Genomic DNA, 26,604 nt, shown 5'->3' with positions numbered 1-26,604 from the left:
TTGCGGTTCGCGGTCGCGGNCGCGACCGCGTGACGTCAGATCGCCGCGCCCCCGGCAATCACCGCAACGGCTTCACCGTCAAGGTATGCCGCGCCGGCCCCGGCAGGAACGGCGTCGGCCGTCCATGCACCCAATCGTCGTGGCCCGCACCCCAGAACGGCGACAGCGGGTGGCCGCTCTGGCCGCCGGGCATGTGGATGATGCCGTCGGCCTCGTGGCCGGGCGACACCACCATGCGTTCGGAGGCGCCGAAATCCGGGCGCTGCACGCGCGGCATGGCCGAATCGCCGGGCAGTTCGTCGAAGGGCATGCACAGGGCGCGCTTGGCGAAGCCGGGCAGGGCCGAGGCGAGCGGGTGGCAGATCGAGGCGGTGTTGTGCTCGCCCCAGCGCTGCTGGGCCAATCGCGCCGCTGCGTCCGGGCCGGGCGTTACCGCGAACTCCTTGAGCACGTCGTCGGCCGAGTGCTCCAGCAACTCGTCCCAGGAACGTTCGCTGCGCGGCAGCAGATGATCCGGCCGTTGCGCCAGCAGCGGCCAGACCACGCCTTCGAGTTGTTTCAGCTCGGGCATTTCGAAGCGTTCGCCGAGCGCGGCGCGCACCGGCGCGGTCAGGCCGTTGGCGACGCGTGTGTGCACGGCGCGGCGCCAGTTGCGGACGATGCGGTAACTCGCCGAATCGGGCACGGCGCGGCCTTCCCAACGACGTGCCGCTTCGGCCAGGGTCGCCAGCGCGGGGCTGGCATTGCCGGCTTTGTCGACGCGGGCGGCCTGGTCCTGCAGCAGCTTCCACCAGCGCTGCAGGAACAGCGCGCGGTCGTCGAGCTGGATAGCGAGCAAGTCGCGTTCGTTGAAGCGCTGCTTGGCGAACAGGCCGTCGCGGATCTGTCCGGCGCGCGCGCCGAGCACGTAGTTGCCGTCGCCGATGCGCTCGTATTCGAGGCCGTCGAGCGTGCGCGTGTTGGCGGTCCACAAGCGGCCCGACGGCGGCGCGACCAGCTGCGGCGCGTCCTGCGTTTGCAGGCTCCAGGGTGGGCAGTCGGTGACGCTGCGTTGCTGGCCGTCGACGAGGTCGTTCTCGACCAGGGTCGCGGTGGAGCATTCTTCGTCGCGTTCCGGAATCGGCCCGAGCAGACGCCAGGCGATCTTGCCCTGGCGGTCGCCGAGCACCAGGTTCTGCACCGGCATGGCGACGCCGCGGGCGAGTTGCATCGCTTCGTCGACCGATTGCGCACGGCTCAGGTCGGCCAAGCCCATGTTGAGCGAACCCGGCAGGTGCGCGGCCCAGCGCAGGGCGAGGGCACTGCCGTCGGCGTTGTCGTGCAGCAGCGGGCCCCAGGCGGTCTCGCGCACCGTCAGTTTGCTCGACGGCGCGCCTTTGACCGCGATGAGTTCCTCATGGATGCGCAGGCCCGCGCAGGTCGCGGCCTTGGCGTCGCCGGCGCAGCCGGGTTCGCGCGACCAGTCGGCCCAGTCGCCGTAGCTGTTGGTGAAGGCCCAGGCGACATGGCCGTTGCTGCCGACCACCAGCGCCGGCAGGCCGGGCAGGGTGAAGCCGCTGGCGTCGATGCGGCCGCCGGGCACGCGCGGGTCGGCGTAGCGCAGGCGCGCACGGAACCACAGGTTGGGCGCACGCAGGCCCAGGTGCATGTCGTCGGCGACGATTGCGCGACGGTCGGCGGTCAGGCTGCCGGCGACGGCGAAGTTGTTGCTGCCGATCTCGTCCGGGAACGGCAGTTGCATCACGCCACCGGACGCGGGCGTCGGCAGCTTGCGCAGATCGACCTGGTCGGCGCCCGGCAGTTCGGCGTCGCCGAACGGCGCCCCGAACAACGGCGCATCCCAACGGCTGCCGTTGTGAGTGATCAAGGCGTACAAGGCCGGCGGCAGGTGCGGACGCATGCGCCAATAGGCGAGATCGCGGGCGTTGCTCGCGTCCTGCAGGTCGAAGTACATGGCATAACCGACCAGGGCCGAATCCGACAACTTCCAGGGTTCGGGTTCGGCGCGGAGCAACAGATAGGGCCAGGGCTTGCGCGACAAGCCGCCGAGGCCGGCGTTGATACCGTCGGCATAGGCCTGCAGCAAGGCGGTCTTGTCGCCGGCGAACGACGCGAGTTGCGCTTCGACCCGGCCGCGCAGGCGGTGCACGCGGTGACGGCGGTCGTAATCGAGGGCGCGAGCGCCGAACAGCGCCGACAGTTCGCCGGCGGCCGTGCGTCGCAGCAGGTCCATCTCGAAATAGCATTCCTGGCCGTGGACGTAGCCCAGTGCGCGCATCGCATCGGTCTGGTTGGCGGCATCGACGGTGACCACGCCGAGCGCGTCGCGCTGGATCGTCACCGGGGCCGACAGGCCGGGCAGGGCGAGTTCGCCGTCCAGGCGGGGCAGGCTGCCGCGCAACAGCCACCAGGCCGCGACGGCGCCGAGCAACGACAGGCAAAGCAGCGCGAGCAGGCCGCGCTTGATCCATTTGGCCATGATTTCCTCCACCGCCGAGCTTAGCCGAAGTCCGCGACCGCGCCGTGGCCGTGTCGCATCGACTGGCGCCGGCACCGGCCCGGTCTCGCAGGGGGGGCTGGACGCCCGAATCGCGACCGCGGTCGCGCCGCCCCAGGCATGTTGCGAACCCGGCGCTTGCATCCGGCGCGATCCTCAAGCAGGATCGGACCATGACCGCCGTCCTCGCCACCGCCTGCCGCCGCAACGCCGCCCTGTGCGGTCGTGCGCGTCCGGCCGCGGCCGACGTGCGGGTCAACAACAATAATCGCAATAACGCCAGCCTCCCGCGGGCCGGCGATTAGCGCGCGCAACACACGCTCAATCGCTCAGGAAGCCCGCACTGCGAAGTGCGGGCTTTCTGCGTTTTGGGCCCCTGGCTCTTCCGCCGTCCCTTCCGCCCCTTCCGTCCCGAACCGCTGCAAACCCTCCAGGAGATGCTCAGATGTGCTCGATCCTCGGTCTGTTCGACCTGCGCTCCGGCGCCGACCTGCGCCCGCTGCGGCCGCTGGCCCTGTCCCTGTCCGCGCGCCAGCGCCATCGCGGCCCCGACTGGTCCGGCGTCAGCGTCGAGCCGCGCGCGATCCTGGTGCATGAGCGGCTCGCCATCGTCGACCCGACCGGCGGCTCGCAGCCGCTGCGTTCCAGCGACGGCGAACTCGCGCTGGCGGTCAACGGCGAGATCTACAACCACCGCGAACTCGAACAGCAACTCGTCCAGCCCTACGAGTTCCAGACCAAGTCCGACTGCGAAGTCATCAACGCCCTGTACCGCGAAGGCGGCGACCTCGGCGACCTGCTCAACCGCCTCAACGGCATCTTCGCCTTCGCCTTGTGGGATGCGGCGCGCGGCCGCTACGTGATCGCGCGCGATCCTATCGGCGTATGCCCGCTGTACTGGGGCCACGATGCAGACGGCCGCTTGTGGGTGGCTTCGGAGATGAAGGCGCTAGCGCGCTTGTGCGACGACGTCAGCCCGTTCCCGGCCGGGCACTACTACGACAGCGAGGTCGGTGCGCCGGTGAAGTACTACCAGCGGCCGTGGCGCGACTACGACGCCACCCAAGGCGTCGAAGTGTCCAAGCAGGAACTGCGCGAGGCCTTCGAGCGCGCCGTGCACCGGCAGATGATGAGCGACGTGCCCTACGGCGTGCTGCTCTCGGGCGGATTGGACTCGTCGCTGGTTGCGGCCTGCGCGGCGCGTTTCGCCCGCCGCCGTGTCGAGGAGGACGATCAGGCCGAGGCCTGGTGGCCGCGCCTGCATTCGTTCGCGATCGGCCTGGAGGGCTCGCCCGACCTGGCCGCGGCCGAGATCGCCGCGCAGGCGCTGGGCACCGTGCATCACGGCTTCACCTACACCTTCGAGGAAGGCCTCGACGTGTTGCCCGATGTGATCCAGCACATCGAGACCTATGACGTGACCACGATTCGCGCGTCGACGCCGATGTTCCTGCTGGCGCGCCGGATCAAGGCGATGGGCGTGAAGATGGTGCTGTCGGGCGAAGGTTCGGACGAAATCTTCGGCGGCTATCTGTACTTCCACAAGGCGCCGAACGCGCGCGAATTCCACGAGGAATTGGTGCGCAAACTCGATGCGCTGCACAGCTTCGATTGCCTGCGTGCGAACAAGTCGATGATGGCCTGGGGCGTGGAGCCGCGCGTGCCCTTCCTCGACGTCGAGTTCCTCGACGTGGCGATGCGCATGGACGCGCAGGCGAAGATGGTCGACAAGGCCGCGGGCGGCAAGCGCGGCATCGAGAAGGCGGTGCTGCGCGAGGCCTTCGAGGGTTATCTGCCCGATTCGATCCTGTGGCGGCAGAAGGAGCAGTTCAGCGACGGCGTCGGCTACGGTTGGATCGACGGCCTCAAGGCCCACGCCGAAGCGCAGGTCAGCGACCGCGACATGGCCACGGCGGTGGGGCGTTTCCCGATCAACACCCCGCAGACCAAGGAGGCGTATTTCTATCGCGGCCTGTTCGAGCGCCATTTCCCGGGCGCGGCTTGCGCCGAGACCGTGCCGGGCGGCAAGTCGATCGCCTGTTCGTCGCCGGCGGCGATCGCCTGGGACGCTTCGTTCGCGAACGCGGCCGATCCGTCGGGTCGCGCGGTGGCCGGCGTGCATCAGGCGGCGTTGGTGTAAGCGGAGCCGGTTGGGCGTCAAGATTGTGCCGAACACCTCTTATCGGGNCCCGATAAGATTTCATCGACTCGGATGGATGCGATCGCTGTCTCTGCCGATCGCAATGGCGATCACATTGGCCGCGCCTGTGTTACTGCCCGCAACCCGGCCAACGGCGTTCGAGGTTTTTGTATTCCCAGGTGCCGTTCGGGCATTGCACGTTGACCGTCGCGGCCGCGACCAGTTCACAGCCCGGGGCCTTGAACACGGTGGTGCCGCTGGTCACCGGCGTGGTGGAGTAAGCGCCGGTGATCTCGGTGTCCTGCACGTCGCTGACCCAGTTGGGGTTGGCCGAATTGCGGCTCATCACCACGCTCTGGGCGACGAAATAGTTCGGATAGGGCACCGAGCCGTGGGCGAAGGGATTACGCACCAGGCTGGCTTCGGCGTGCGCGCTGGCGGCGCTGCCGCTGTGGTCGAACACCAGCTTGAGCTTGGCCGAGTATTTGCCGGCGCAGGCGGACTGGTTTTCCGAGATGCTCGGCGGGTCGGACGCGAGCGCGGCCAAAGGCAGGACGAGCGAGAGCATGCCGGCGGCGAGCGCCGGAATCCGATGAGTCTTGAACATTGTCGAATCTTCCTTGGATGACGTTGAGTAAGAGCCCGCCAGCCGGCTCTGCACGGACCTGTTCTCCGGGAACATGTTCCCCGAGAACATGCGCCGCGCGCAGGCCGAGACTGTGCGGACGGCGCCGCGACGGGCGGCGCCGGGGCGAGAATGTGGCACAGGCGGTTTGCGGCGTTAACCGGGCGTGGACGGATTTGCGACGAAGGCCGCCACGGCCCGACGAAACCCCGTCGGGCGCGGACGAAGCGCGCGCCGGACTCAGCCGCGGCCCGGATAGTCCTTGCAGTCGAGCCAATGCAGGCCGGCGCCGCGGGTCTGTTGCAGCAGCCCGGGCAGAGCGATGCGCGCCTTGTCGTGGACGTCGTGGAACAGGATCGTGCCGTGGCGCCACAGCAGCATCAGGCTGAGCAAGCGGCCTTGCACCTCCATGGCCGAGACCTTGGCGTTCCAGTCCTGCGAGTCGATGCTCCACAAGGCCACGCGCAGGCCTTGCTGGGCGAAGAATGGCCCGCTGTCGGCGCGGCGCTGGCCGTACGGCGGCCGGAACAGCGGCACGTAGGCCGAGCCGGCCGCGGTCCGCACCAAGGCATCGCTGCGGATCACCGAGTCCTGCCACTGCGGCCAACGCGCATGCGACTGGTGTTCCCAGCCGTGCGAGGCGACGCACATGCCGGCGTACAGATCGGTCGGTCGCGCCGGGGCGGCGCCCAGCCGCCGTTGCAGCGATTCGCCGACGACGAAGAAGGTCGCTTCGAGCCCGGCTTGGCGCAAGGTCGCCAACAGACGGTCGGTGTTGCCGCCGGCCGCGGTCGGGCCGTCGTCGAAGCTCAGCAGGAACTGGCGGTCGCGCAACTCGTTGCCGTCGAGTTCGGCCGCGGAATAGGTGTCGATCTCGCTGCTGACCCGCGGAAACAAGGCCGCCAGGCGCAGGGTCTCGTCGAGGTAGATGCGATGGAAGCGCGCGGCATCGGCGCGCCATGCCGCGTAGCTGCGGTCGGGCGCGGCGTCGAAGGCCTCGGCGAGGCGGCGCAAGGCCGCGGCGTCGTCGGCTGCGGCACAGAACGCTTCGCGCGGCGTGCACGAGCGCGAGGCCAGCCGATAGTTCGCGCTCAGCCGCTGCCAGAAGCGCGCACGGATCTTGTCGAGCGAGGCGCGATCGATCTGCTTGAGCTTGAGGCGGGCGAGCAGGGCGGCCTCGTCGAGAGTTTCGCTGGCCGCCAGCTCATGGGCGAAGGCGAGGATCTCGGCGCGCGAGGCGCGGTCGAACGCGGCTGGTGTGTTCAAGGCCTGCGGCCAGGTGGCGCGATCGGCGCTGGCGACCGCGGACGGTCCGGCCGCCTGGGCCATCGGTGCGATACACAGCGCGCTCCAAGCCAATAAGATCCAGACCAATAGTGATCGAAGCGGCGATTTAAGCGGGGACTTCATCGGCTGGCTCGTGGTGGCGAGGGAGCGCATCAAAGCCCGCGCACCCGTTCGATCGCCTTGTCGTAGGTCGGGTGGGCCTGCTCGCGCTTGGCCGAGAGATAGTTCGACATGGCTTCGTCGTAGCGGCCGGCTTCCTCGAACAGTTTGCCGATATTGTAGTAGGCGCCGGCACGGATCGTGGTGGTGTTGGCGCCGCAGGCGAGGGCGATGGCCTTGCGCGAGGCCCAGATCGCCTCGGCGCTGCGGCCGAGTTTGACGTAGGCCAGGCCCAGATTGCTGTAGGCCAGGGCGTAATCGGGGTCGAGCTCGATCGACTGCTGGTACAGCGCGACTGCGCCTTCGAGATTGCCCGCGCGGTACGCCGCTTCGCCGCGCTGGTTTGCATGGGCGGCCGGGCCGGCCAGACCGGCCTCGATCTCGTCGCCGCCGGCATCGTCGGCGGCGCCGTCGAGCCGGTCGAGTTCGGTGTCTATGCGTTCGGCCTGCGCGGTGCTGGCATCGATCCGGTCGATGTCCTGGAAGCGGCCTTCGCCGTCGATGCGGAACACCCGCCACAGGTTGCCGGGACGGTTCTGCGGCACTGCGTAGCTGCGCAGCAATTGCTCGCCCAGATACAGCGAGACCCGGGCGCCGCTGCGCGAGAGCGCGCTGGCCTCGGGGCGGCTGCGGTTGCCGAAATCGTGCACCGCATAGGTGTAGCCGTAACCGGCCTGCTTGCGCAGCAGGGTCATGGTTTCCGGACTCTTGCGGGCGCCGTCGTCTACGTCCAGGCGCGCGCCGTCGCTGGTCTTGCGCTCGAAATAGACGTGATGGTCCGGATAGCTGAGGTGCGAGTCGAGGTCGGCCTCGGCCGCGTTCCAGCTCAACACGATGCGTAGGCCGTCGAGATTGGTCGTGCCCGTACCCGTACCCGGGCTCAATGCCTGGGCCGTGCCGCCGCAGAGCATGCTGCAGCAAAGAACTAGGGCGAGCGCAGCCGCACGGCGAAGCATGGTCCGGTCCTTAGAGGGGAGTTGCGAGGCGCGATCATAGCAACGCCGCGGGCGCCTGCCCGCAAGCCACGCGCGGCGCGCCTGCTAGGCTGTGCCCAAGCCGGCCCGAAGCGGCGGCCGTGCATCCGAATACGAAGTGAGTCGAGAAGGGGAGACGCGCGATGGCAGCCGAAGCGCAGGGCAGCGAATTGGTCAAGGTGGTGGTGCTGCTGGCAGCGGGCGTGATCGCGGTGCCGATCTTCAAGCGCATCGGCCTGGGCTCGGTGCTCGGCTATCTGGCCGCGGGCCTCGCGATCGGTCCGTTCGGGCTCGGCTTCTTCGCCGACTCGCAGGCGATCCTGCACGTCGCCGAACTCGGCGTGGTCATGTTCCTGTTCCTGATCGGCCTGGAGATGCGGCCTTCGCATCTGTGGAGCCTGCGCCGCGAGATCTTCGGCCTGGGCACCGCGCAGATCCTGCTGTGTTCGGCGGCGATGACCGGGGTCGGCCTGTTGTTCGGCTTCCCGCCGGTGGTCGCCTTCATCGGCGCGATGGGCTTCGTGCTGACATCGACCGCGATCGTGATGCAGATCCTCGGCGAACGCGGCGACCTGGCCTTGCCGCGCGGGCAGCGCATCGTCTCGATCCTGTTGTTCGAAGACCTGCTGATCGTGCCCTTGCTGGCCCTGGTAGCCTTGATGGCGCCGGCCGATCTGGCCGCCGACGGCGCCGCGCGTTCGCGCTGGCTCGACATCGGCATCGCCCTGGCCTCGCTGGCGGCCCTGCTGGCGGCCGGCATCTGGTTGTTGAACCCGCTGTTCCGCGTGCTCGCCGCGGCCAAGGCGCGCGAGGTCATGACCGCGGCGGCCTTGTTGGTCGTGCTGGGCGCGGCGCTGCTGATGCAGGTCGGCGGCCTGTCGATGGCGATGGGCGCGTTCCTGGCCGGCGTACTGTTGTCGGAATCGACCTTCCGCCACCAGCTCGAAGCCGATGTCGAGCCTTTCCGCGGCATCCTGCTGGGCCTGTTCTTCCTCAGCGTCGGCATGTCGCTGGACCTGATCGTGGTCGCGGCGAACTGGCCGCTGATCGTCGGCGGCGTGGTCGCGCTGATGATCGTCAAGGCGGCGTGCATCTACATCGTCGCGCGGCTGCTCAAGGCCTGCCACACCGAAGCCCTGGACCGCGCGGTGCTGATGGCGCAGGGCGGCGAATTCGCCTTCGTGCTGTTCTCCGCCGCCGCCAGCGCCGGCCTGATCGACGCCACCGTCGGCGCCAACCTGACCGCGATCGTGGTGCTGTCGATGGCGCTGACGCCGATCGCCATCATCGCCTTGCGCCGGCTGGCGCCGAAGACCGCGCTGTCGCTGGAAGGCATCGACGAGCCCAACGGTCTGGGCGGCAGCGTGTTGTTGATCGGCTTCGGCCGCTTCGGCCAGGTGGTCTGCCAATCCTTGCTCGCGCGCGGCGTCGAGGTGTCGATCATCGATACCGACGTGGAGATGATCCAAAGTGCGCAGACTTTCGGTTTCAAAGTGTATTACGGCGACGGCACCCGCCTCGACGTGCTGCACGCCTCGGGCGCGGACACCGCCCAGTTGATCGCGATCTGCATCGACGACCGCGCCGCGGCTACGGTCACTGCCCAATTGATCCGTCACGAATTCCCGCAGGCGCGGCTGCTGGCGCGCAGCTTCGACCGCGAACACGCATTGGAGCTGGTGCATGCCGGCGTCGATCTGCAGGTGCGCGAGACCTTCGAGTCGGCGATGCGCTTCGGCGAAGCGGCCCTGGTCGAACTCGGCGTGCCGCAGGACGAAGCCGCCGAGGTCGTCGCCGAAATCCGCCATCGCGACGCCGAGCGCTTCGAGCTGGAACTGGTCGGCGGCGTCCGTGCCGGCGTGTCGTTGCTGTACGGCAACATGCAGCAGACCCCGCTGGTCACGCCCAAGCCGCGCGTCGGAGCCAAGCCGGTCGAACCGGCCGGCGAGGACAGTGTCAGCAGTGCGTAAGCGTCCTGCTGATCTCACTTCTCGCCTCTTAACTAATTCCTAGTTCCCAGTAACTTAAGAGCTAGCTCCAACCGCTCACGGACACCGCGGGGGCCAACTCAGGTCGGGCTTGGCGACGAGATCGATCAGGAACAACTCGCCCGAGCGCTCGCCATCGGCCTGCGCGAACAACAGCCGGTCGCCGCGCGGCGATAGCAAGGGGCCGACCTGGAATGCGTCGGTGCGGGCTGGAATACGGCCGCTTTCGCGCCAGCCGTCTTCGCCTCGCTCGAACCGGTACAGATGCGAGCGGTCGCCGCGATCGATCACCGCGACCAGGCTGCGGCCGTCGCGGGCGACGTCGGCTTCGTACTCGTCGGCGGCCGTGCTCAGCGGCGCGCCGAGGTTGTGCACGCGCCAACTGCCGTCGGCCTGCGTCGTGGCCAGGTAGAGGTCGTTCTTGCCGTGCCCGCCGTCGCGGCTGGAGCCGAAGTACAGCCGGCCGTCGGCAGTCGCACGCGGCAGCAGTTCCGAGGCCTTGGAGTTGACCGGCTCGGGCAGGCGCTGCGGCGCGCCCCAGGCACTGTCGGCGCCACGCTCGACGTAATAGATGTCGAGGTCCTCGCCGGTGGGATCGTGGCGGGTCGAGACGAAGTACAGGCGCCGGCCGTCGGCGCTCAGGAAGGGATCGGCATCGGCGCCGGACGCGGCGGCGAACGACGGCGCTTGCGGCGTCGACCAACCGTCGCGGCCGCAACGCGAATGCAGGATCCGCCAGTTGCCGAACTGGCGATCGCTGCGCATGAAATACAGCTCGCCGCCGTCGGGCGAGAAGGTCGGCGAGGATTCGTATTGATCGCTGGCGATGGCCGGCGGCGTCCAGCGCAATGCCGCGCCGGTCGGGTTCGGCGCGCCCGCATCGGCGCAGCCGGCGATCGACAGCAAGCAGGGCGCGAGCGAACCCAACAGGGGCGAAACGGACGACGCTCGGTGCATGGCCATGGCTGTGCTCGCGCGGTGGGCGGTCGGGTTCGGTTTGCGCTCAATCGCCGTCGCGGACGCGCTGCTGAAAGCGCCGTGCCTTGGCGACGTTGCCGCAGGTGGCCATGTCGCACCAGCGGCGGCGGCCGTTCTTGGAGGTATCGACGAACACCCAGCCGCAATCGTGGCCGTCGCAGACGCGCAGGCGGTCGAGGCGGGCGTCCTTGAGCAGTTCGATGGCATAGGCGGTGATCACGTGCGCGATCAGGTCGAGCCCGGAGCGCTCCGGCGACCATTCGGTTTGCAGGCGCGAGCGCCGCGACACCAGGCGCGCGGCTTTCGATGCGGCCAGGCGGGCTTGGTCGATGACGTCGAGGTCGGCGCTGCCGGGCGCCTTGCCGTCGGCCAGGGCGTACAGCGCGTTGCACAAGGCTTCGCGCAAGGCCTTGCAGCGCGCCAACGCGGTCGCGGCCTTGGTCGGCGCTTCGCGTTCCAGTGCTTCGAGCGCATTGAGATCGGCGCGCGAGAAGCACGAGGTCTGCCGCGCCCAACGCAGCAACGCAGCGTAATCGTCGAGCCAATCGCGCGGCTCGCTGTCGCGCGCGGTGACGGTATTGACCAGGTCGAGTGCGGGGTCGCCGCCGACCAGATCGGCGGGCTGGAAGGCGTGGTGTTCGAGGCGCATGCGGGGTCCTTGCGGTTCGCCACGAGACTAGGCCGATTCCGTCTAACCTTCAATATTGATTTGAAAGGTTCTGACGAGCGGCTCAGGCGCGATCCCAATAGGGCTCGTCGCCGAAGCGTTCGACCAGGAAGTCCAGGAAGCTGCGCACCAGCGCCGGCATCTGCCGACGCGAGGCATAGACGCCGTGGATGCCCATCGGCGGCAGCTCGTAGTCCGGCAGGACGATCTCGAGCTCGCCCGTACGCACCCATTCCAGGGCCTGATAGGTCGGCAGCGGCGCGATGCCGGCGCCGGCGCGGGCCGCGGCGACCAGCACCGTGGCTTCGTTGGCGCTGATGGTGCCGCCGACTGCGACGCTGCACGGCTCGCCGCGATGACGGAACTCCCACAGGCTGCGGCCGACGTGGTGATGGGTCAGGCAGTTGTGCGCGCTCAAGTCTTCGATGCGTTGCGGCCGCCCGCGTTGCGCCAGATAGGCCGGCGCGGCGCACAGCACCGAGCGGCAGACGCTGAGCCGGCGTGCGATCAGGTTGGGGTCGAGTTCGCGCGCGATGCGGATCGCCAGGTCGATGCGCTCCTCGACCAGATTGACCGCGCGCTCGCCCAGCACCATGTCGATGCGCGTCTGCGGATGGCGCGCGACGTAGTCGGCGACCGCGGCAGCGAGATGACTCGCGCCGAACGACATCGAGGCGGTGATGCGGATCTGCCCGTGCGGTTCGGTGTCGTCGGCGGCCAGGGCGAGGCGCAGGTCGTCGCCGATCTCGAGCATCTGCCGGAAGCGGGCGAGGGCGGTCTCGCCGGCGCCGGTCAGGCCGATCCGCCGCGTGGTCCGGTGCAACACGCGCACGCCCAGCCAGCGTTCCAGCTCGGCCAGATAGCGCGTGACCATGGCCCTCGACATGTCCAGGGCCTCGGCCGCGGCGGTCAGGCTGCCGCGTTCGGCGATCTCGACGAAGACAGCGATGGCGGTCATCCGGTCCATTCGATTAGCTCGGAATATGCAAAAGACAGTCGACTTATACGCGGTTTTTCGCGCTGTTTCAGGCAACTATTCTGTCGCTATCGTGCTGGTGCGGCCTGGGCCGCCTGGCCGAGCCATCACGCGCTCTGCGCCCGGTGCGCCGCACCCTGGCCGCCGGGCCGGAATCCGTCGCCGTCGTCGTTCAGATCTCCCCTTGAGGAAGCCTCCATGTCCAAGCACCCCGTCTACAACCACCGCCTGTTCCTGGCCATCTCGGCGGCTTGCCTGAGCCTGGCGCTGGCCGCCTGCGGCCGCCATGAATCCACCCCGGCCGAACCGAGCGCAGCGCCGGCCGCTGCGGCGACGCCGGCCGAGCCGGCCGCGGCACCGCTCAAGACCGAGGTCTACAACCCGGGCAAGCAGGGCATCTTCGAAGTCAGCTCGGTGTTGGTGAGCGGCGAGCGCGATGCGGTGTTGATCGACGCCCAGTTCGCCGCCGCCGACGCGCGCAAGCTGGTCGATCTGGTCAAGGCCTCGGGCAAGCGCCTGACCACGATCTACATCAGCCACGGCGATCCGGATTTCTATTTTGGCCTGGACTCGCTGCAGGACGCGTTCCCCGAGGCCAAGATCCTCGCCACGCCGCAGACGGTCGAACACATCCGCAGCACCCAGGAAGGCAAGTTCGCCTACTGGGGCCCGAAGCTCGGCGCGAACGCGCCCAAGCGCATCGTGGTGCCGCAGCCGCTCGAAGGCGATCGCATCGAACTGGAGGGCCAGTCGCTGCAGATCGTCGGTCTCGACGGCGCTACGCCGGACCGCAGCTACGTCTGGATTCCGTCGATCCGCACCGTCGCCGGCGGCGTGCCGGTGGTGGCAGGCGAACACCTGTTCATGGCCGACACCCAGACCCCGCAATCGCACCAGGCCTGGCTGGCCACGCTCAAGAGCATCGAGGACCTCAAGCCCGATGTGGTGATTCCGGGGCATTTTGCCGAAGCTGCGGCGCAGAACCTCGAAGCGGTGCGTTTCAGCGCCGGCTACATCCGCGCCTTCGACGAAGAAGCCGCGAAGGCGGCCGACTCGAAGGCCTTGATCGCGGCGATGAAGAAGCGCTATCCCGACCTGGGCGGCGACCTGTCGTTGGAGATCAGCGCGAAGGTCGCCAAGGGCGAGATGCCTTGGCATTGATTGCGTTGCCTTGCCGAGCGATGCGCCGGCTTCGGCTTTGAGGGTAGGAGCGGCGTAAGCCGCGACCGCGTCCTCGCCCGAAGCTGAGCGGTCGCGACTCGTGACCGTAGGAAATCCCTGTCGGACGTCGCTCCTACCCAGAAGCCCAGGCGCCGTTCTCGGATCGTCCGCTCAGCTTTAAGGGTAGGAGCGGCGTAAGCCGCGACCACGTCCTCGCCCGAAGCTGCGCGGTCGCGACTCGCGTCGCTCCTACCCAGAAGCCCAGGCGCCGTTCTCGGATCGTCCGCTCAGCTTTAAGGGTAGGAGCGGCGCAAGCCGCGACCACGTCCTCGCCCGAAGCTGCGCGGTCGCGACTCGTGACCGTAGGAAATCCCTGTGGGACGTCGCTCCTACCCAGAAGCCCAGGCGCCGTTCTCGAATCGTCCGCTCGGCTTTCAGAGTAGGAGCGGCGCAAGCCGCGACCGCGTCCTCACCCGAAGTTGCGCGGTCGCGACTCGAGAACGTAGGAAATCCCTGTGGGACGTCGCGCCTACCCAGAACCGCAGCGCCTCGCGAACACAAAAACGGCCGCTGCCCACGCAGCGGCCGTTTGTTTGCGATGCGATCAGGAATTCCGGATCGCGATCGTTACCGCACTCAGGGATTGAAATAGCTCGACACGCTTGAATAGATGTCCGAGAAACGCGAGTAATAATCCGGGTCGCGCGGTGCGCTGCAGTAGGAATAACCGCCGTACAGGCCGCCGCGCAGCTGGTAGCCGCCGGTGCCGGTCACGGTGAACAGGCCCGAGCCCGACGAACCGCCTTCGGTGACGCCGGTGTTCCAGACCACGCGATACAGTGGCGACTTGCCGTCGATCGAGGTCGACAGGCCGGTCACCGAACCCAGCGAGTACTTCTTGACGTCGCCGGCCGGGTGGTGGATGCCTTCGATCGCGGTGCCGGTGGCGCCGATCGCCGCACTCGACCAGCCCGCGTACACCGCGCCCGACGGCGGCGCGGTCTTGAGTTCGAGCAGGGCGGTGTCGCGGGTGTTGTTGGCATGGCGCAGGTAAGCGCCGCCGCTGAGCGTGGTGTAGGCCGGGTTGACGGTCGAACCGTTGCAGGTAGTGACGTTGTAGAACCAATAGGTCTGCAGCGAACTGGCGACGGTCTGGCTGCCGATGCAATGCGCCGCGGTCCAGAACAGGCGCTTTTTCGGCGAGTGGTTGTTGTTGAGCAGGGTGCCGGTGCACAGATACGTGCCGCCGCCGCTGGTGAAGGTCATGCGCGCGACCGACTTGGTGGCGGAGAGGAAGCCCGACGGCGGGCTGGTGCGGCAGACGATGTCCTTCTCGCAGTAGTCGCTTTCGCCGATCTTGGCCTGGAACTCGCGCTCGCTCGCGACCGGGCTGACGTCCAGGTGCGAGAGCTGCGGGATCTTCAGGCTCAGCGCCTTCGTGCGCACGCCCTTGGGCAGGACCACTTCGACCACGAGGGTGTCGCCTGCGACCACCGGCGACCAACCCAGTGCGTTGCCGGCGAAATCGGCGCCGCGCTGTTCGAACACGCGACCGTCGTTGCCGGCGAAATGCAGGGTCGCCGAAGCCGCGCCGGCGCCGCGCAGCGACAGGCCGGCACGCAACGCGACTGCGCCGCTGGAGGACACCTCGAAGCGCGCGGCGCGCGAGCCGTCGGCGAGCGGCTGCCAGGCGAGGGTGTTCAGATCGACCGTGCTGCGGGCGATGTTGCGGGCAAAACCTATTTCGAGCGGTTCGCCGTTCTTGTCCTGACGGACGCGGCGATCTTTCAGCGCCGAAACGTCCAGACTGGTCGGCCGGCCCAGGCTGAACAAGCGCGGCGTCGAAGCCTTGGCGGCGACGGCGAAGTCGGCGGCGCCCATCGCGCCGGCCGACGGCGCTTCGGTGACCGGCGCCGAATCCATCTCGGCGGTATTGGAACCGGTAGCGGCATGCATCGAGAAACTGGACAGCCCGGCGACGAGCGCCAGGCAAAGCGCGTTCTTGCGGATCATCGTGCGATTCCTTGAGTGCCATAGGGAGGGGACGGCGGTGCCGCCGGTCCGCCGCCGCAGCGGGGACGCCCGGACCCTACGGCTGCCCGGAATGCGGTTTTGTGCGGTCTTTCCGGCTTTGCCGAAGCGCTTGAAGTACAAGGCGCGGGCTTTGCGAACGCGCGGATTATTTGTGCGCTGCGTTGCAACTCGACGCTAGCCGGAACGTGACGCGGGCCCGTGTCGGTGTGCGAAGCAACATGAAAACAGCGGTTTTCTCGTTCAGTTGCGGCGCGTGCGGCGCGCGCCGCAGCCGAGCTTCGCCGCCCCGACGCTCGTGCATGCGGCGCGTAGCGCAGGCCTGCCTGCGTCGCGCGGCGGCCTGCGAGCGGGCGGGAAGCGAGCGACCGCACGTCGGGAGCCCGCTGCCTCCCGGGCGCGGCAGACGCCCCGTTCATGGCGATGTGAGACCATACCGGCATGACAAAAAAGACGAAAAGCAACAAGACCGGTCCGACCGGTGGCAAAACCCCCTCCCGCAAGACCCCTGGCGGCGCCGCCCAGAGCGCCGGCCCCCGCAGCCGCAAGAGCGCCGCGCCACGCCCGGCCTGGCTGCCCGAGAATCTCCAGCACGGCCCGCCCAAAGGCCCGCACGCCAAGCCCGCTTCCGGTCCGGCCCGTGTTCCCGCCTATCACGATCCCTACGCCGACCGCGAAGCCTCGCGTTACGCGCAGCCGATCGCGAGCCGCGAATTGATCCTGCAGACCTTGGTCGCCGCCGACGGGCCGATGCGCGCCGAAGCACTGGCCGAGCGCCTGCAACTGACCGAGCCCGACCGCGTGGATGCGCTCGGCAAACGCCTGGGCGCGATGCTGCGCGACGGCCAGCTGATACAGAACCGCAAGGGCGAGTTCGCCCCGGCGGCGCAGATGGACCTGATTCCCGGCGTGGTGATCGCCAATCCCGACGGCTTCGGCTTCCTGCGCCCGGAGGCCGGCGGCGACGACCTGTTCCTGCCGCCGTTCGAGATGCGCAAGGCCATGCACGGCGACCGCGTGCTGGTCAGCGTCACCGGCGTCGACCGTCGCGGCCGCCGCGAAGGCGCTATCGTCGAAGTGCTCGAACGCCGCATCAACCGCCTGATCGGACGCTTCACCGTCGAGTCGGGCATCAGCTACGTCGTGCCCGACGACCGCCGCATCCAGCGCAACGTGCAGATTCCGCCGGACGCGCGCATGGAGGCGCAGAACGGCCAACTCGTGGTCTGCGAACTGCTGCAGGCGCCGGACCCGAAGCGCCCGCCGATCGGCCGCGTGCTCGCGGTGCTCGGCGACAAGCTCACCGCCTCGCTGGCGGTGCAGGCGGCGATCCACGGCCACGAGATTCCCGATGTGTTCCCGCAGGAAACCCTCGACGAAGCCGCGGCGGTACCGCTGACCGTCGAGGCCTCCGTCGCCGCGCAGCGCGTCGACCTGCGCGCGATGCCGCTGGTCACCATCGACGGCGAGGACGCCAAGGACTTCGACGACGCGGTGTATTGCGAAAGCAATCGCGACGGCTTCCGCCTTGTGGTCGCCATCGCCGACGTCTCGCATTACGTGCGTCCCGGCACGCCGCTCGACGACGAAGCGCAGAAGCGCGCGACCTCGGTGTATTTCCCCGGCTTCGTCGTGCCGATGCTGCCGGAGACCTTGTCGAACGGCATCTGCTCGCTCAACCCGAAGGTCGATCGTCTGTGTTTCGTCTGCGACATGCAGATCGGCCGCGACGGCGAAGTGACCCAGTCGAAGTTCTACGAAGCGGTGATGAACTCGCATGCGCGCCTGACCTATACCCAGGTCTGGAATGCGGTCGGCGACGTCCCCGAGGAAGCGCAGAACGAAGCGCGCGAGCAGATCGGCTCGCTGCTGCCGCATATCGAGCGCCTGCACCAATTGTTCCAGGTATTGCTGAAAGCGCGGCAGAAGCGCGGCGCGATCGAGTTCGAATCCAGCGAAGTGCGTTTCGTCCTCGGCAAGAGCGGCGAAGTGGTGCAGGCCGGCATGCTTCAGCGCAACGACGCGCACAAGCTGATCGAGGAATGCATGATCGCCGCCAACGTCGAGGCAGCGAAGTTCCTGATCGCGCAGCAGGTGCCGGCGCCGTTCCGCATCCACGACCGCCCGCCGGAACAGAAGTACGCCGACCTGCAGGAGTTCCTCAAGGAATTCGCGCTGCGCATGCCGGCCTGGAAGCAGGTCGAGCCGCGCGATTTCACCCAGTTGCTGAAGAAGATCCGCGAACGCCCCGATGCGGCCCTGATCGAATCGGTGTTGCTGCGCAGCCAGAGCCTGGCGGTGTACGCGCCGGAGAACGTCGGTCACTTCGGCCTGGCCTTGACGGCCTATGCCCACTTCACCTCGCCGATCCGCCGTTATCCGGACCTGCTGGTGCATCGCGCGATCAAGCACGCGCTCGGCGGCGCGCAGCCGGCGACCTTCGTGTATTCGCCGCGGCAGATGACCGCGCTGGCGCTGCAATGCTCCGAACGCGAGCGCCGTGCCGACGAGGCCGAGCGCGAGGTCGACGAGCGTTATCGCGCCGCGTGGATGGAGCAGCACGTCGGCGGCGAGTTCGAGGGCACGATCAGCGGCGTGACCAGCTTCGGCTTGTTCATCGAACTCGACGAATCCAAGGTCAACGGCCTGGTCCACGTGACCCAGCTGCCGCACGACTACTACCACTTCGACCCGATCCGCAAAACGCTGAAGGGCGAACGCACCGCGCGCGAGTTCCGCCTCGGCGACCGGGTCAGCATCGTCGTGCTCAAGGCCAGCGTCGAAGACCGCAAGATCGACTTCCGCCTGGTCGAGGAGCGCGGCGCCAAACCGTTGCCGCCGCGCGGACAGCCGGCGAAGCGGACCAAGCAGAAGTATTGAGCGCAGGAGGGGCTGCCCTCCAGACCGGACCGGATTTTCACGGCGTCCGCTCATAGCCCCCTTCGACGAAGGGGGCGAGCGCCCGGCGCTGGTTCGTTTCTCATCGCGCTTCAGCGCGGGGGATTTGCTTTCGGCCGGGCGAAGCCGTCGAGGCCAAAGCCAAAGCGAAATCCTCCCTGGCCTCCTATGGAAAGGGGGGAATGCCCTCGAGGGGGCGAAAGGAGGCCTCCCATGCATCGAACAGGCTCCGGCAAGCAGGCGGCGAGCCACTGGATCGGCCCGGCGCCGGCCACCCCGGGCCCGGTAGCTTAGAATTGCCGTCCGCCCCCGACCGCGCCGCCGCCAAGGCCGCCGCGCGGCGCCCCAGCCCCACGGAATCCCCATGAGCCAGAAACAATGGATCGCCGGCATCAACGCCGTCTCCGCCTCGATCGAACACGACGCGCAGAACGTGCGTGAAGTCCTCATCGAGGCCGGCGCCAAGAACCCGCGCCTGACCGAGATCGAGACCGCCGCCCGCCGCGCCGACATCGACGTGCGCCGGGTCGCGACCCAGGCGCTGGACGGCGTGGTCGGCAATCTGCGCCACCAGGGCGTGGTCGCGCGTTATGCAGCGGCCAAAACCTGGAACGAAAACGAACTCGAAGGCCTGATCCAGGCCGCCGAAGGCCGTGCGCTGGTGTTGGTGCTCGACGGCGTGCAAGACCCGCACAACCTCGGCGCCTGCCTGCGCAGCGCCGCGGCGGCCGGCGTGACCGCGGTGATCATCCCGAAGGACAAGTCGGTGCAGGTCAACGCGACCGTGCGCAAGACCTCGGCCGGTGCCGCCGACAGCGTGGCGGTGATCCCGGTGACCAACCTGGCGCGCGCGTTGCGCGACCTGCAGCAGCTCGGCGTGTGGATCTATGGCCTGGCCGGCGAGGCCGACGCCTCGCTGTACTCGATCGATCTGCGAGGCAACGTCGCCTTGGTGCTGGGCGGCGAAGCCGATGGCTTGCGTCGTCTCACCCGCGATACCTGCGATCAGCTGGTCAAGATTCCGATGCCGGGCGGCGACGCCGCGGGCGGCGTCGAAAGCCTCAACGTTTCGGTCGCCGCCGGCGTGACCTTGTTCGAGGCGGTGCGCCAGCGCGGTTGATGCAGTCCGGAAAGCGCAGTCCTGCGACGTGCCATCGCGTCGCAGCGATCAGGCTCAGCGACGATGCCCCGATTTCGTCGCGCCGTTTCCGAGCCGAGTCGTCGTCGCAGCGAAGTTCGCCAGCACCGCAGGCCGGGCGGAAAGCCCGCAAGCACAGCGCTTTCGTCGCTTTGTAACCCCCCGCTGACCCCGCGGGCGCAGCGGCCGGCCCCGACGAATCGGGCCCGTTATAATCGTTCGCGAACGGGGACGACCCCGTTCGCATTACTTCATCCGGGGACGGCCCCATCATCATGGGAGCATCGTCATGCCTTGGATTCTGCTGTTCTTCGCCGGCCTGTTCGAAGTCGGCTGGGCCATCGGCCTCAAATACACCGAAGGTTTCACCCGTTTGTGGCCGTCGGTCGGCACCATCGCCGCGATGGCGATCAGTCTCGGCCTGCTGGGCGTGGCGATGAAGTCGCTGCCGGTCGGCACCGCTTATGCGGTCTGGGTCGGCGTCGGCGCGGTCGGCACGGTCATTCTCGGCATCGTGTTGTTCAACGAGCCGCTCAACACGATGCGCGTCGCCAGCGTGCTGTTGATCGTCGCCGGCCTGGTCGGCTTGAAGCTGGCCTGAGTTCCGCACCGCAGCGTCCGCACCGCAGTATTGCCCGTACACCGGCGCGACGTCCTGTCGCGCCGGTGTACGTCGCTGCGCGCACCCACGCCGCACAGCGATCAGTGCAGCGAATTGACCAGCAATTCGTCGAACCGGCGTGCGATGTCGGCGATCGTCTGCGCCTTGTCCTGGCCGTTGATGATCCGTCGCGCGTCCTCGTAGTTCGGCAGCTGTCCGGGCTTGAAGTAGTTGTCGAGCTTCTTGCCGGTGAACCAGCCCTTCTTCATGCCTTCCATCGCGATCGCATAGGCGACTTCGGGCTTCTTGGCCTCGTCGGGATGCTTGATCAGATCGATGCCGAGGATCTTGCCGGCGCGCTCGTAGTTGGCGCGGCCGGTGAGTTGCACGTAACCGCGGCCGTGGTAGCGCGCGCCGTCGCCGGCGCGGGTATTGCCGAGCATCTTGCCGATACGCGTACCCGACCCGTACAGGCGTTCGAAACGCGCGTCGTCGCCGAACTCGTCAATGGGGCGCAAGGTATGCGCGGTTTCCCACTTGAACGTCGCCAGGCAATAGGCGATCTGGTGGCGATGCACCGGGTTCTGGTTGAAGCTGGCGTCCTGTTCGATGCGTCCGATCAGGAAACGCACGGCCTGCGCGAGTTCGTCGCGCAGCGGCCCGAAGCGCCGGCGGTAACCGTCTAGAAACTGCTCGTCGTCGAAAGCGAACATCCTGTCCTCCCTGCATGCGCAACGGCATGTGCGCGCGAAAGCGGCCGCGCGTCCTGCCGGTCGTGGCGGCGCCATGCCGCTCGCAGTCCATTCAACGCGGCGTTCGGCGCCGGGCGGCCAGATTCGACGTGTTGCTTGGTTGCAACATCGCCGACGCAAGCAGGTTCAGTCCAACTGGTAGCGGTCTAGGACGAGTCTGGCCGCGTTGCGGTATTGCACGAGAAAGTATTCGAAGTCCGGGCGTTGCGCGCCGGCCTCGCTCAGGCGCGTGCCCCATCGCTGCAGCCGTTCGCGGTTTAACTGCCTTCGCAATGCCGCTGTCAGGGCATGACGGGATTCTGAGCCGAGGAATGAGGCCGCGGGAGCGCCGGTCACGACCAATGCCGACGGCGCTTGCAGCAGATGGCTGTTTGACCAGGCAGTCGGATGTTCGCTATGGAAAGGCAGCGCATCCGGATAGGCGCCGTCGAGCAGCATCGGCGCTGCGCCAGCGAGCCAGGCCACCCAGCCCGCGCGCCAGTACGGATCCTCGATGGCCAGTGCGGACGCCAGCCAGCCCTCGATGCACTCGGGTTCCAGGTACTTGGCAATCAGCGTGCACGAGGCCGAGAACGCATCGGCGGGATAAAGCGACTCGCCGGGGTGGAGGCCGGGCAGGCGTTGCATCGGCGAGCAGAACGCGTTCACAGCCAATCCGGAGGCGCTCCAGTGCGAAGGCGCGAACATCGCGCGGCCCAGCGTGTCGAGCAGGTCGCGGCGTACGCCCGCCGGCAACTGTTCCGGGTCGGGAAAGTGGACGAACGTCGCGGTAACGAGCGCCGCGCAGAGTTGTCGATCGATAAAGGCATCGGCTCGGAATCGCCCGACCAGTTCGAGTGCACGCGGCAACAGGAACGCGAACCACAGACTCCATTCGTGCATCGGCCCGAACGAAGCGGGGCCCGAGCTCAGTTCGTACAGCGCCGAATCCAGCTCACTGCGCGGCCACTGTTGCGGATCTTCGTGCATCAGCGCCGTGTACATGCGCCGCTCCTGGCCCATGAACCAGGCTTCGCCCATCGCTTGCTTGGGCAAAGAGGCGCGTTCACGCAGGCGCTGTAAGGCGCCTGCATTGGGGCCCTGGCCGGGCAGCCAGACGTAGGGGGATGAGTTGTTCGGTGATGTGCGCACGGGCCGACTCCTTGTCGATGCGCAGCGGTTCGGGCTCGAACCGCTAGGGCGTGGCAATGCCGCGCTGCGGCCAGGCGTTGACGATCTTGCAGAACAATTGCGCGGTGCGTTCGGTGTCGTAGACGGCCGAATGCGCGTCCTGGGCGTTCCATTCCAGCTCGGCGGCCTGCAGCGCGCGCGCGAGCACGGTCTGGCCGTAGGCGACGCCGGCGAGGGTGACGGTGTCGAACACGCTGAAGGGGTGGAAGGGATTGCGTTTGTGGCCGCTGCGGGCGACCGCGGCGTTGAGGAAGTTCAGATCGAAGTGGGCGTTGTGGCCGACCAGGATCGCGCGCTGGCAGCCTTGGCGTTTGAGCGCTTCGCGCACCGGCGCGAACACGCTCTCCAGGGCCTGGCGCTCGGGTTTGGCGTCGCGGAACGGGTGGTCGATGTCGATGCCGGTCACTTCGAGCGACTTGGGGTCGATCAAGGTGCCGGGCGCGGGCACGACATGGGCGCTGCTCATCGGGCCCGGGACCAGGCGGCCGTCGGCATCGAGTTCGAGCGGCTGTACCGCGATCTCGAGCAGGGCGTGCTTGTTCCAATCGAAGCCGCCGGTTTCGACATCGACGACGACCGGCAAGTAGCCACGGAAACGGTTGGCGAGGGTGGGGGCCGCGGGGGCGGTGGACGGAGTGGGGCCGGTTTCGATCATCGCGAAAGCCTAGCAGGTTGTCGCGAATCGGTCGTTCCGGGGACGCAGAACCTGCCTTGGGCAGGAGCGGCGTCGTTGCGATATCGCGGTCGCGGCTTGTGACCGAAGGAAATCCCTGTGGGACGCCGCACCTACCCTTCGATGCGGCGCGAACGGGCCGCCGCAAACAGCAGCAGAGCCGCACCGAGCCCGGCCAGAGCCAGGCCCGGCGCCGGCAGCAGCATCGCCACGACCAGGCCGACCGGCAGCAGGACCAGGCCCCAGCCGGTCGGGTCGTCGCGCGGCGTCGGTGGGCACAGGGCGGCCACGCGCGCGAGCAGGGCGTCGATGCTGAGGCGGCCGGCGCCGCCGAGGATCAGCGGCCACAGCATCACCAGGAACAGCAACGGCAGTTTGTAGTTGCCGGCGCCGTTATCGGTGATGGCATAGCCCTGGACGAGCTGGGACAGGCCCATCCAGTCCTGCGGCCAATGCACGGCGGCGATGGCGACCACGGTCAGCACGAACAGCGAGGCGGCGACCAGGCGCGTGCCCAGGCCGAGCAACAGGGCCACACCGCCGAGCAGCTCGAACCAGGTCGCCATGCCCCAACTCAGGTCCGCGGGCACACGGTCGAACGGAAACGGGAAATTCGCCATGACCGCGCCGAACCAGTTTTCGCCGTGCAGCTTTTCGCGCCCGGATTCGTAGAACTCCCAGGCCAGCACCAGGCGCAGGCCGAGCGGCGAGAGCCAGGCGCTCACGCCGGTGAGACGATCGCGCAGGGCGAGGCAGGTTGCGATACGGGGACGGGCCATGAGCTGCTCCAGTGGGGACCTGCGCCGATCGGCCGGCGCTTTCCACTAAAGAGGCGGCGCTCAGGCGGAAGGATTCGCCGCCGCGGTAAAAAAGATCACGCCGCTGGCGCGCATCTGCCGCAACAGTCCCTGGCCCGATTCGAGAAAGGCGGCGAGGTCGTCGCTGCCGGCTTCCTGCGCCAGCGCCTGCAATTGTTCGCGCGCGCTGAGTTCCGGCGCTTCGCCGATGCGTTCGATCAGGCGGAAGGCGAGCGGGCTCAACTCGGAGAAACGCACCTCGCCGTCGGCCTCGCGGCGCAGCAGCAACAGGGTCGGGGCCGGCGGCGGCTGTTCGGGCTGATGGTCCGGGCCGAGGCGGTGCACCGGCCAGGCGTAGGCCAGCGGCCAGGCCAGCGGCGACAACTGCGGCGCGTGTTCGAGCAGGTCGGCGTCGCCGATGCCGGCGTCGTCCTGCGGTGCCTGCGCTTCGCTGAGCTGCAGCGCGAGTTCGACCCATTCGTAATGCGCCAGCTCCGCCAGGAAGGGCGGATCGCCGTCGTCGCGTTCGGGCAGGTAGCGCAGGAATTCGCGGGCGATCTCGGCGAACAGCGGGGTGTGGCAGCGATGGTCGCGGTAGAAATCGCGCACCAGCGCGGTCCAGCGTCGCTCGCCGAGCAGCTTGCGGATGACCGGGAAATTGCTCGCCAACAGGCCTTCGATATTGTTGAACAGCAGGTCGCGATAGATCCCGAGGCGGCGGTCTTCGATGCCGGCGGGCGCCGGGCTGGTTGCCGGGTCGCGCAGGTGGCGGGTCAGCTCGAACTGCTGCGCGCGCAGTCGCGAAGGGGCGTCGCTCATGCTTGCGTCGTCGCTCATCGTGCGGCTTGGGCCCGCGCACTGGGCGCGGCGGTTTGCGGCGCGGTTTCGCGCAGCACCTGGCGGACGATGTCGAGCTCGCCGACGAGTTCCTCGTACGGCGGGAAATTGAAGTCGCGTTCGAGCAGGGTCGGGCGCGCGCCGAACAAACGGTAGGCGTCGCCGAGCAGCGACCAGACTTCGTGCTTGACCGGGGCGCCGTGGGTGTCGACCTTGAGGTCTTCGGCCTCGTCGTAATGGCCGGCGACGTGCAGGTAGGCGATGCGTTCGCCCGGCATCGCGGCGAGGAATTCGCGCGCGTCGTAGCGATGGTTGATCGAATTGACGTAGATGTTGTTGACGTCGAGCAGCAGCTCGCAATCGGCTTCGGCGAGCACCGCGCGGGTGAACTCGATCTCGCTCATTTCCTGGTGCGGCGCGGCGTAGTAGGAGGCGTTCTCGACCGCGATGCGGCGGCCGACGATGTCCTGGGTGCGGCGGATGCGCGCGGCGACGTGGTGCACGGCTTCCTCGGTGAACGGGATCGGCAGCAGGTCGTAGAGATGGCCGTCGTCGCTGCAATAGCTCAGGTGCTCGCTGTAGCAGGCGACGCGGTGTTCGTCGAGAAAACGGCGGACGCGGATCAGGAAGGTTTCGTCGAGCGGCTCGGTGCCGCCCAGCGACAGCGACAAGCCGTGGCAGACCAGCGCGTGGCGCGAACTCAACTCGCGCAGCGCTTCGCCGTAGCGGCCGCCGATGCCGATCCAGTTCTCCGGCGCGCATTCGAGGAAATCGAAATCACCGGCCGCGGCGGACTGCAGCGGGCCCAGCAGGGCCCGCCGCAGGCCGAGGCCGACGGCATCCGGTTTCAGGGGACGCGAGCCGTCCATCGTCATCGATGCGCAGCGATCAGATCGAACCGCCGCACTTGCCTTCGCCGCACTTGCCCTCGGCGGCCTTCTTGGCCTTGGTCGCGGCAGGAGCGGCCGTGCCGGTAGCGGGCGCAGCGGCGGCCTTGCTGTCGCCACCGCACTTGCCTTCGCCGCACTTGCCCTCACCGGCCTTCTTCTTGTCGGCGCCGCACTTGCCTTCACCGCACTTGCCTTCGCCGGCCTTCTTCTTGTCGGCACCGCACTTGCCTTCGCCACACTTGCCTTCGGCGTGCTTCTTGTCGCCGCCGCAGCTGCCTTCCTTCGCCTTCTTGTCGGCGCCGCAGGTGCCTTCGGCGTGCTTGGTCGTGTCGGCGGCGGCCTTGGCGTCGGCGGCCTTCTCGGCGGCCGGCGGAGCCTGCTGGGCGCCGAGCAGATAGCCCTGGGAGAGATCGCTCATGGCGAACGCGGAAGCCGACAGGCTCAGGCCGCCGAGCAGGGTGGCGCCGATAGCGAGGGCGATGGGCTTCTTGATTTGCTTGGACATGGATGACTCCTACGTGGCGATGACGGCGGGAGGCCCGCCGGCGGGATGAACGGCCCAGTGTGCCGGGTTCCGTCTGGATGCGATGTGCAACGGTATCGAAGTGAGCGGTTACGAATCCGGGGGCGGCTTGGCGATACGGGTGGAAGCGAGGCAGGGATGCGTCACGGAGCGAGATACTCGCGGGCCAGGACGCGAGCCCGATGCAGGCGCGATTTCACCGCTTCGCGGCTGAGCCCGAGCTGATCGCCGATCTCGGCGATGGTCAGGCCCTCCAGGTCGCGCAACAGGACGATTTCGCGGTAGTGCGCAGGCAGGGATTCGAGTGCGGCGGCGACATCGTGGCGCCATTCGCAGGGCTCGGGAGTGACCACCGGCAGGATTTCATCGGTGATGACGTCGCCGCTGAGCATACGCCGACCGCGCTTGAGACGGTTGCACTCGCGCTTGACGATGCGGAAGGTCCAAGAAACGAAGCATTCGAGCACGCGCAGGTCGCGCAACTTGCGCGAGACGGTGATCAGGCTTTCCTGGACCGCATCCTCGATGTCGTTGATGACGCAGTGGTACTCGGCGTAGCGGCGCAGATCCTGGCGCGAGTGCGTCAGCACGCGCTCCAGCGCGGCGCGGTCGCCCGATCGGGCGGCCGCCAAATCCCCGTTCGCTATCAGCAAGGTCATGCCCGGGTCTCCTCCGAGGTACGCAAAATACACCGCGGCAGGGCGCTGCGGGCATGTACCAAGAGTTTGGAGAGGGGCCGATCGGTTCGCGATTGCGACGCCGTTGGCGGATTCGTTTAGAGCGGATTCAGTCTGGAACGGCTGTAACCGTTTGCAGGGCTGGGGAGGCCAGCCGACGAGGCG

At 68.1% G+C, this 26,604-nt stretch carries 23 protein-coding genes; 7 read left to right on the top strand and 16 right to left on the bottom strand.

The window, feature by feature from the left end; translation table 11 throughout:
* Window positions 1-58: 58 nt before the first annotated feature.
* Window positions 59-2,479: a penicillin acylase family protein gene (locus ACTJJK_RS02560; RefSeq protein WP_440729383.1), complete on the bottom strand. Its 2,421-nt coding sequence runs from the start codon at window positions 2,477-2,479 to the stop codon at window positions 59-61.
* A gap of 191 nt (window positions 2,480-2,670) precedes the next feature.
* On the opposite strand from ACTJJK_RS02560, the gene ACTJJK_RS02555 reads away from it, so the two are divergent.
* Complete coding sequence (locus ACTJJK_RS02555; RefSeq protein WP_268745579.1) at window positions 2,671-2,802, top strand: hypothetical protein; 132 nt, start codon at window positions 2,671-2,673, stop codon at window positions 2,800-2,802.
* A gap of 140 nt (window positions 2,803-2,942) precedes the next feature.
* The gene (gene asnB, locus ACTJJK_RS02550) at window positions 2,943-4,637 is read left to right on the top strand and encodes an asparagine synthase B (RefSeq protein ID WP_440729382.1); all 1,695 of its coding nucleotides are present in this window, start codon (window positions 2,943-2,945) and stop codon (window positions 4,635-4,637) included.
* Between the two features lie 130 nt (window positions 4,638-4,767).
* On the opposite strand, the gene ACTJJK_RS02545 is transcribed toward asnB, so the two are convergent.
* The 3 genes from ACTJJK_RS02545 to ACTJJK_RS02535 all read right to left on the bottom strand — a co-directional run bounded on the left by ACTJJK_RS02545 (window position 4,768) and on the right by ACTJJK_RS02535 (window position 7,664).
* Window positions 4,768-5,244 carry a hypothetical protein gene (locus ACTJJK_RS02545; protein WP_440729381.1) on the bottom strand — a complete coding sequence of 159 codons (477 nt, stop codon included), beginning with the start codon at window positions 5,242-5,244 and terminating at the stop codon, window positions 4,768-4,770.
* 258 nt (window positions 5,245-5,502) lie between these two features.
* Entirely contained in the window at window positions 5,503-6,672 is a 1,170-nt protein-coding gene (locus ACTJJK_RS02540; protein ID WP_440729380.1) for a polysaccharide deacetylase family protein, read from the bottom strand.
* A 29-nt stretch (window positions 6,673-6,701) separates the two neighbouring features.
* A complete protein-coding gene (locus ACTJJK_RS02535; RefSeq protein ID WP_440729379.1) occupies window positions 6,702-7,664 on the bottom strand; it encodes a tetratricopeptide repeat protein in 963 nt (320 codons plus the stop codon).
* A gap of 161 nt (window positions 7,665-7,825) precedes the next feature.
* Between ACTJJK_RS02535 and ACTJJK_RS02530 the strand changes: the two genes are divergently transcribed.
* Entirely contained in the window at window positions 7,826-9,652 is a 1,827-nt protein-coding gene (locus ACTJJK_RS02530) for a monovalent cation:proton antiporter-2 (CPA2) family protein (protein WP_440729378.1), read from the top strand.
* 75 nt (window positions 9,653-9,727) lie between these two features.
* Here the strand turns inward: ACTJJK_RS02530 and ACTJJK_RS02525 are convergent, their stop codons facing one another.
* The 3 genes from ACTJJK_RS02525 to ACTJJK_RS02515 all read right to left on the bottom strand — a co-directional run bounded on the left by ACTJJK_RS02525 (window position 9,728) and on the right by ACTJJK_RS02515 (window position 12,273).
* A complete protein-coding gene (locus ACTJJK_RS02525; RefSeq protein ID WP_440729377.1) occupies window positions 9,728-10,633 on the bottom strand; it encodes a TolB family protein in 906 nt (301 codons plus the stop codon).
* A 40-nt stretch (window positions 10,634-10,673) separates the two neighbouring features.
* Window positions 10,674-11,297: a CGNR zinc finger domain-containing protein gene (locus tag ACTJJK_RS02520; protein WP_031370454.1), complete on the bottom strand. Its 624-nt coding sequence runs from the start codon at window positions 11,295-11,297 to the stop codon at window positions 10,674-10,676.
* Between the two features lie 82 nt (window positions 11,298-11,379).
* A complete protein-coding gene (locus tag ACTJJK_RS02515) occupies window positions 11,380-12,273 on the bottom strand; it encodes a LysR family transcriptional regulator (protein ID WP_223619353.1) in 894 nt (297 codons plus the stop codon).
* 252 nt (window positions 12,274-12,525) lie between these two features.
* Here ACTJJK_RS02515 and ACTJJK_RS02510 point away from each other — a divergent pair, with 252 nt between their 5' ends.
* Window positions 12,526-13,452, top strand: a complete 927-nt coding sequence (locus ACTJJK_RS02510; protein ID WP_440729419.1) for an MBL fold metallo-hydrolase — start codon at window positions 12,526-12,528, stop codon at window positions 13,450-13,452.
* 636 nt (window positions 13,453-14,088) lie between these two features.
* On the opposite strand, the gene ACTJJK_RS02505 is transcribed toward ACTJJK_RS02510, so the two are convergent.
* The gene (locus tag ACTJJK_RS02505) at window positions 14,089-15,465 is read right to left on the bottom strand and encodes a trypsin-like serine peptidase (RefSeq protein ID WP_440729376.1); all 1,377 of its coding nucleotides are present in this window, start codon (window positions 15,463-15,465) and stop codon (window positions 14,089-14,091) included.
* Between the two features lie 459 nt (window positions 15,466-15,924).
* Between ACTJJK_RS02505 and rnr the strand changes: the two genes are divergently transcribed.
* The 3 genes from rnr to sugE all read left to right on the top strand — a co-directional run bounded on the left by rnr (window position 15,925) and on the right by sugE (window position 20,120).
* Entirely contained in the window at window positions 15,925-18,363 is a 2,439-nt protein-coding gene (gene rnr / locus ACTJJK_RS02500) for a ribonuclease R (protein ID WP_031370458.1), read from the top strand.
* Window positions 18,364-18,745: 382 nt separating this feature from the next.
* The gene (rlmB, locus tag ACTJJK_RS02495; protein ID WP_031370459.1) at window positions 18,746-19,501 is read left to right on the top strand and encodes a 23S rRNA (guanosine(2251)-2'-O)-methyltransferase RlmB; all 756 of its coding nucleotides are present in this window, start codon (window positions 18,746-18,748) and stop codon (window positions 19,499-19,501) included.
* A 307-nt stretch (window positions 19,502-19,808) separates the two neighbouring features.
* Complete coding sequence (gene sugE / locus ACTJJK_RS02490; RefSeq protein WP_031370460.1) at window positions 19,809-20,120, top strand: quaternary ammonium compound efflux SMR transporter SugE; 312 nt, start codon at window positions 19,809-19,811, stop codon at window positions 20,118-20,120.
* Window positions 20,121-20,221: 101 nt separating this feature from the next.
* Here the strand turns inward: sugE and ACTJJK_RS02485 are convergent, their stop codons facing one another.
* The 8 genes from ACTJJK_RS02485 to ACTJJK_RS02450 all read right to left on the bottom strand — a co-directional run bounded on the left by ACTJJK_RS02485 (window position 20,222) and on the right by ACTJJK_RS02450 (window position 26,421).
* Window positions 20,222-20,833, bottom strand: a complete 612-nt coding sequence (locus tag ACTJJK_RS02485) for a glycoside hydrolase family 19 protein (RefSeq protein WP_440729375.1) — start codon at window positions 20,831-20,833, stop codon at window positions 20,222-20,224.
* Window positions 20,834-20,998: 165 nt separating this feature from the next.
* Window positions 20,999-22,003, bottom strand: a complete 1,005-nt coding sequence (locus tag ACTJJK_RS02480) for a hypothetical protein (RefSeq protein WP_440729374.1) — start codon at window positions 22,001-22,003, stop codon at window positions 20,999-21,001.
* Between the two features lie 43 nt (window positions 22,004-22,046).
* Window positions 22,047-22,697, bottom strand: coding sequence for a ribonuclease T (rnt, locus tag ACTJJK_RS02475; protein WP_031370463.1), 651 nt, complete (start codon window positions 22,695-22,697; stop codon window positions 22,047-22,049).
* Window positions 22,698-22,828: 131 nt separating this feature from the next.
* Window positions 22,829-23,494, bottom strand: a complete 666-nt coding sequence (locus ACTJJK_RS02470; RefSeq protein WP_440729373.1) for an HvfX family Cu-binding RiPP maturation protein — start codon at window positions 23,492-23,494, stop codon at window positions 22,829-22,831.
* 60 nt (window positions 23,495-23,554) lie between these two features.
* Window positions 23,555-24,331: an HvfC family RiPP maturation protein gene (locus ACTJJK_RS02465; protein WP_440729372.1), complete on the bottom strand. Its 777-nt coding sequence runs from the start codon at window positions 24,329-24,331 to the stop codon at window positions 23,555-23,557.
* A 14-nt stretch (window positions 24,332-24,345) separates the two neighbouring features.
* Window positions 24,346-25,218: an HvfB family MNIO-type RiPP peptide maturase gene (locus ACTJJK_RS02460; protein ID WP_440729371.1), complete on the bottom strand. Its 873-nt coding sequence runs from the start codon at window positions 25,216-25,218 to the stop codon at window positions 24,346-24,348.
* 19 nt (window positions 25,219-25,237) lie between these two features.
* Entirely contained in the window at window positions 25,238-25,744 is a 507-nt protein-coding gene (locus ACTJJK_RS02455; protein WP_223619358.1) for an HvfA family oxazolone/thioamide-modified RiPP metallophore, read from the bottom strand.
* A gap of 161 nt (window positions 25,745-25,905) precedes the next feature.
* Window positions 25,906-26,421, bottom strand: coding sequence for an RNA polymerase sigma factor (locus ACTJJK_RS02450; protein ID WP_223619359.1), 516 nt, complete (start codon window positions 26,419-26,421; stop codon window positions 25,906-25,908).
* Between the last annotated feature and the right edge of the window lie 183 nt (window positions 26,422-26,604).

It is taken from the genome of Lysobacter sp. 22409 (genome assembly GCF_052045105.1).
Taxonomy (GTDB): domain Bacteria; phylum Pseudomonadota; class Gammaproteobacteria; order Xanthomonadales; family Xanthomonadaceae; genus Lysobacter; species Lysobacter antibioticus_B.
This window is presented reverse-complemented; position numbering and strand designations above follow the sequence as displayed.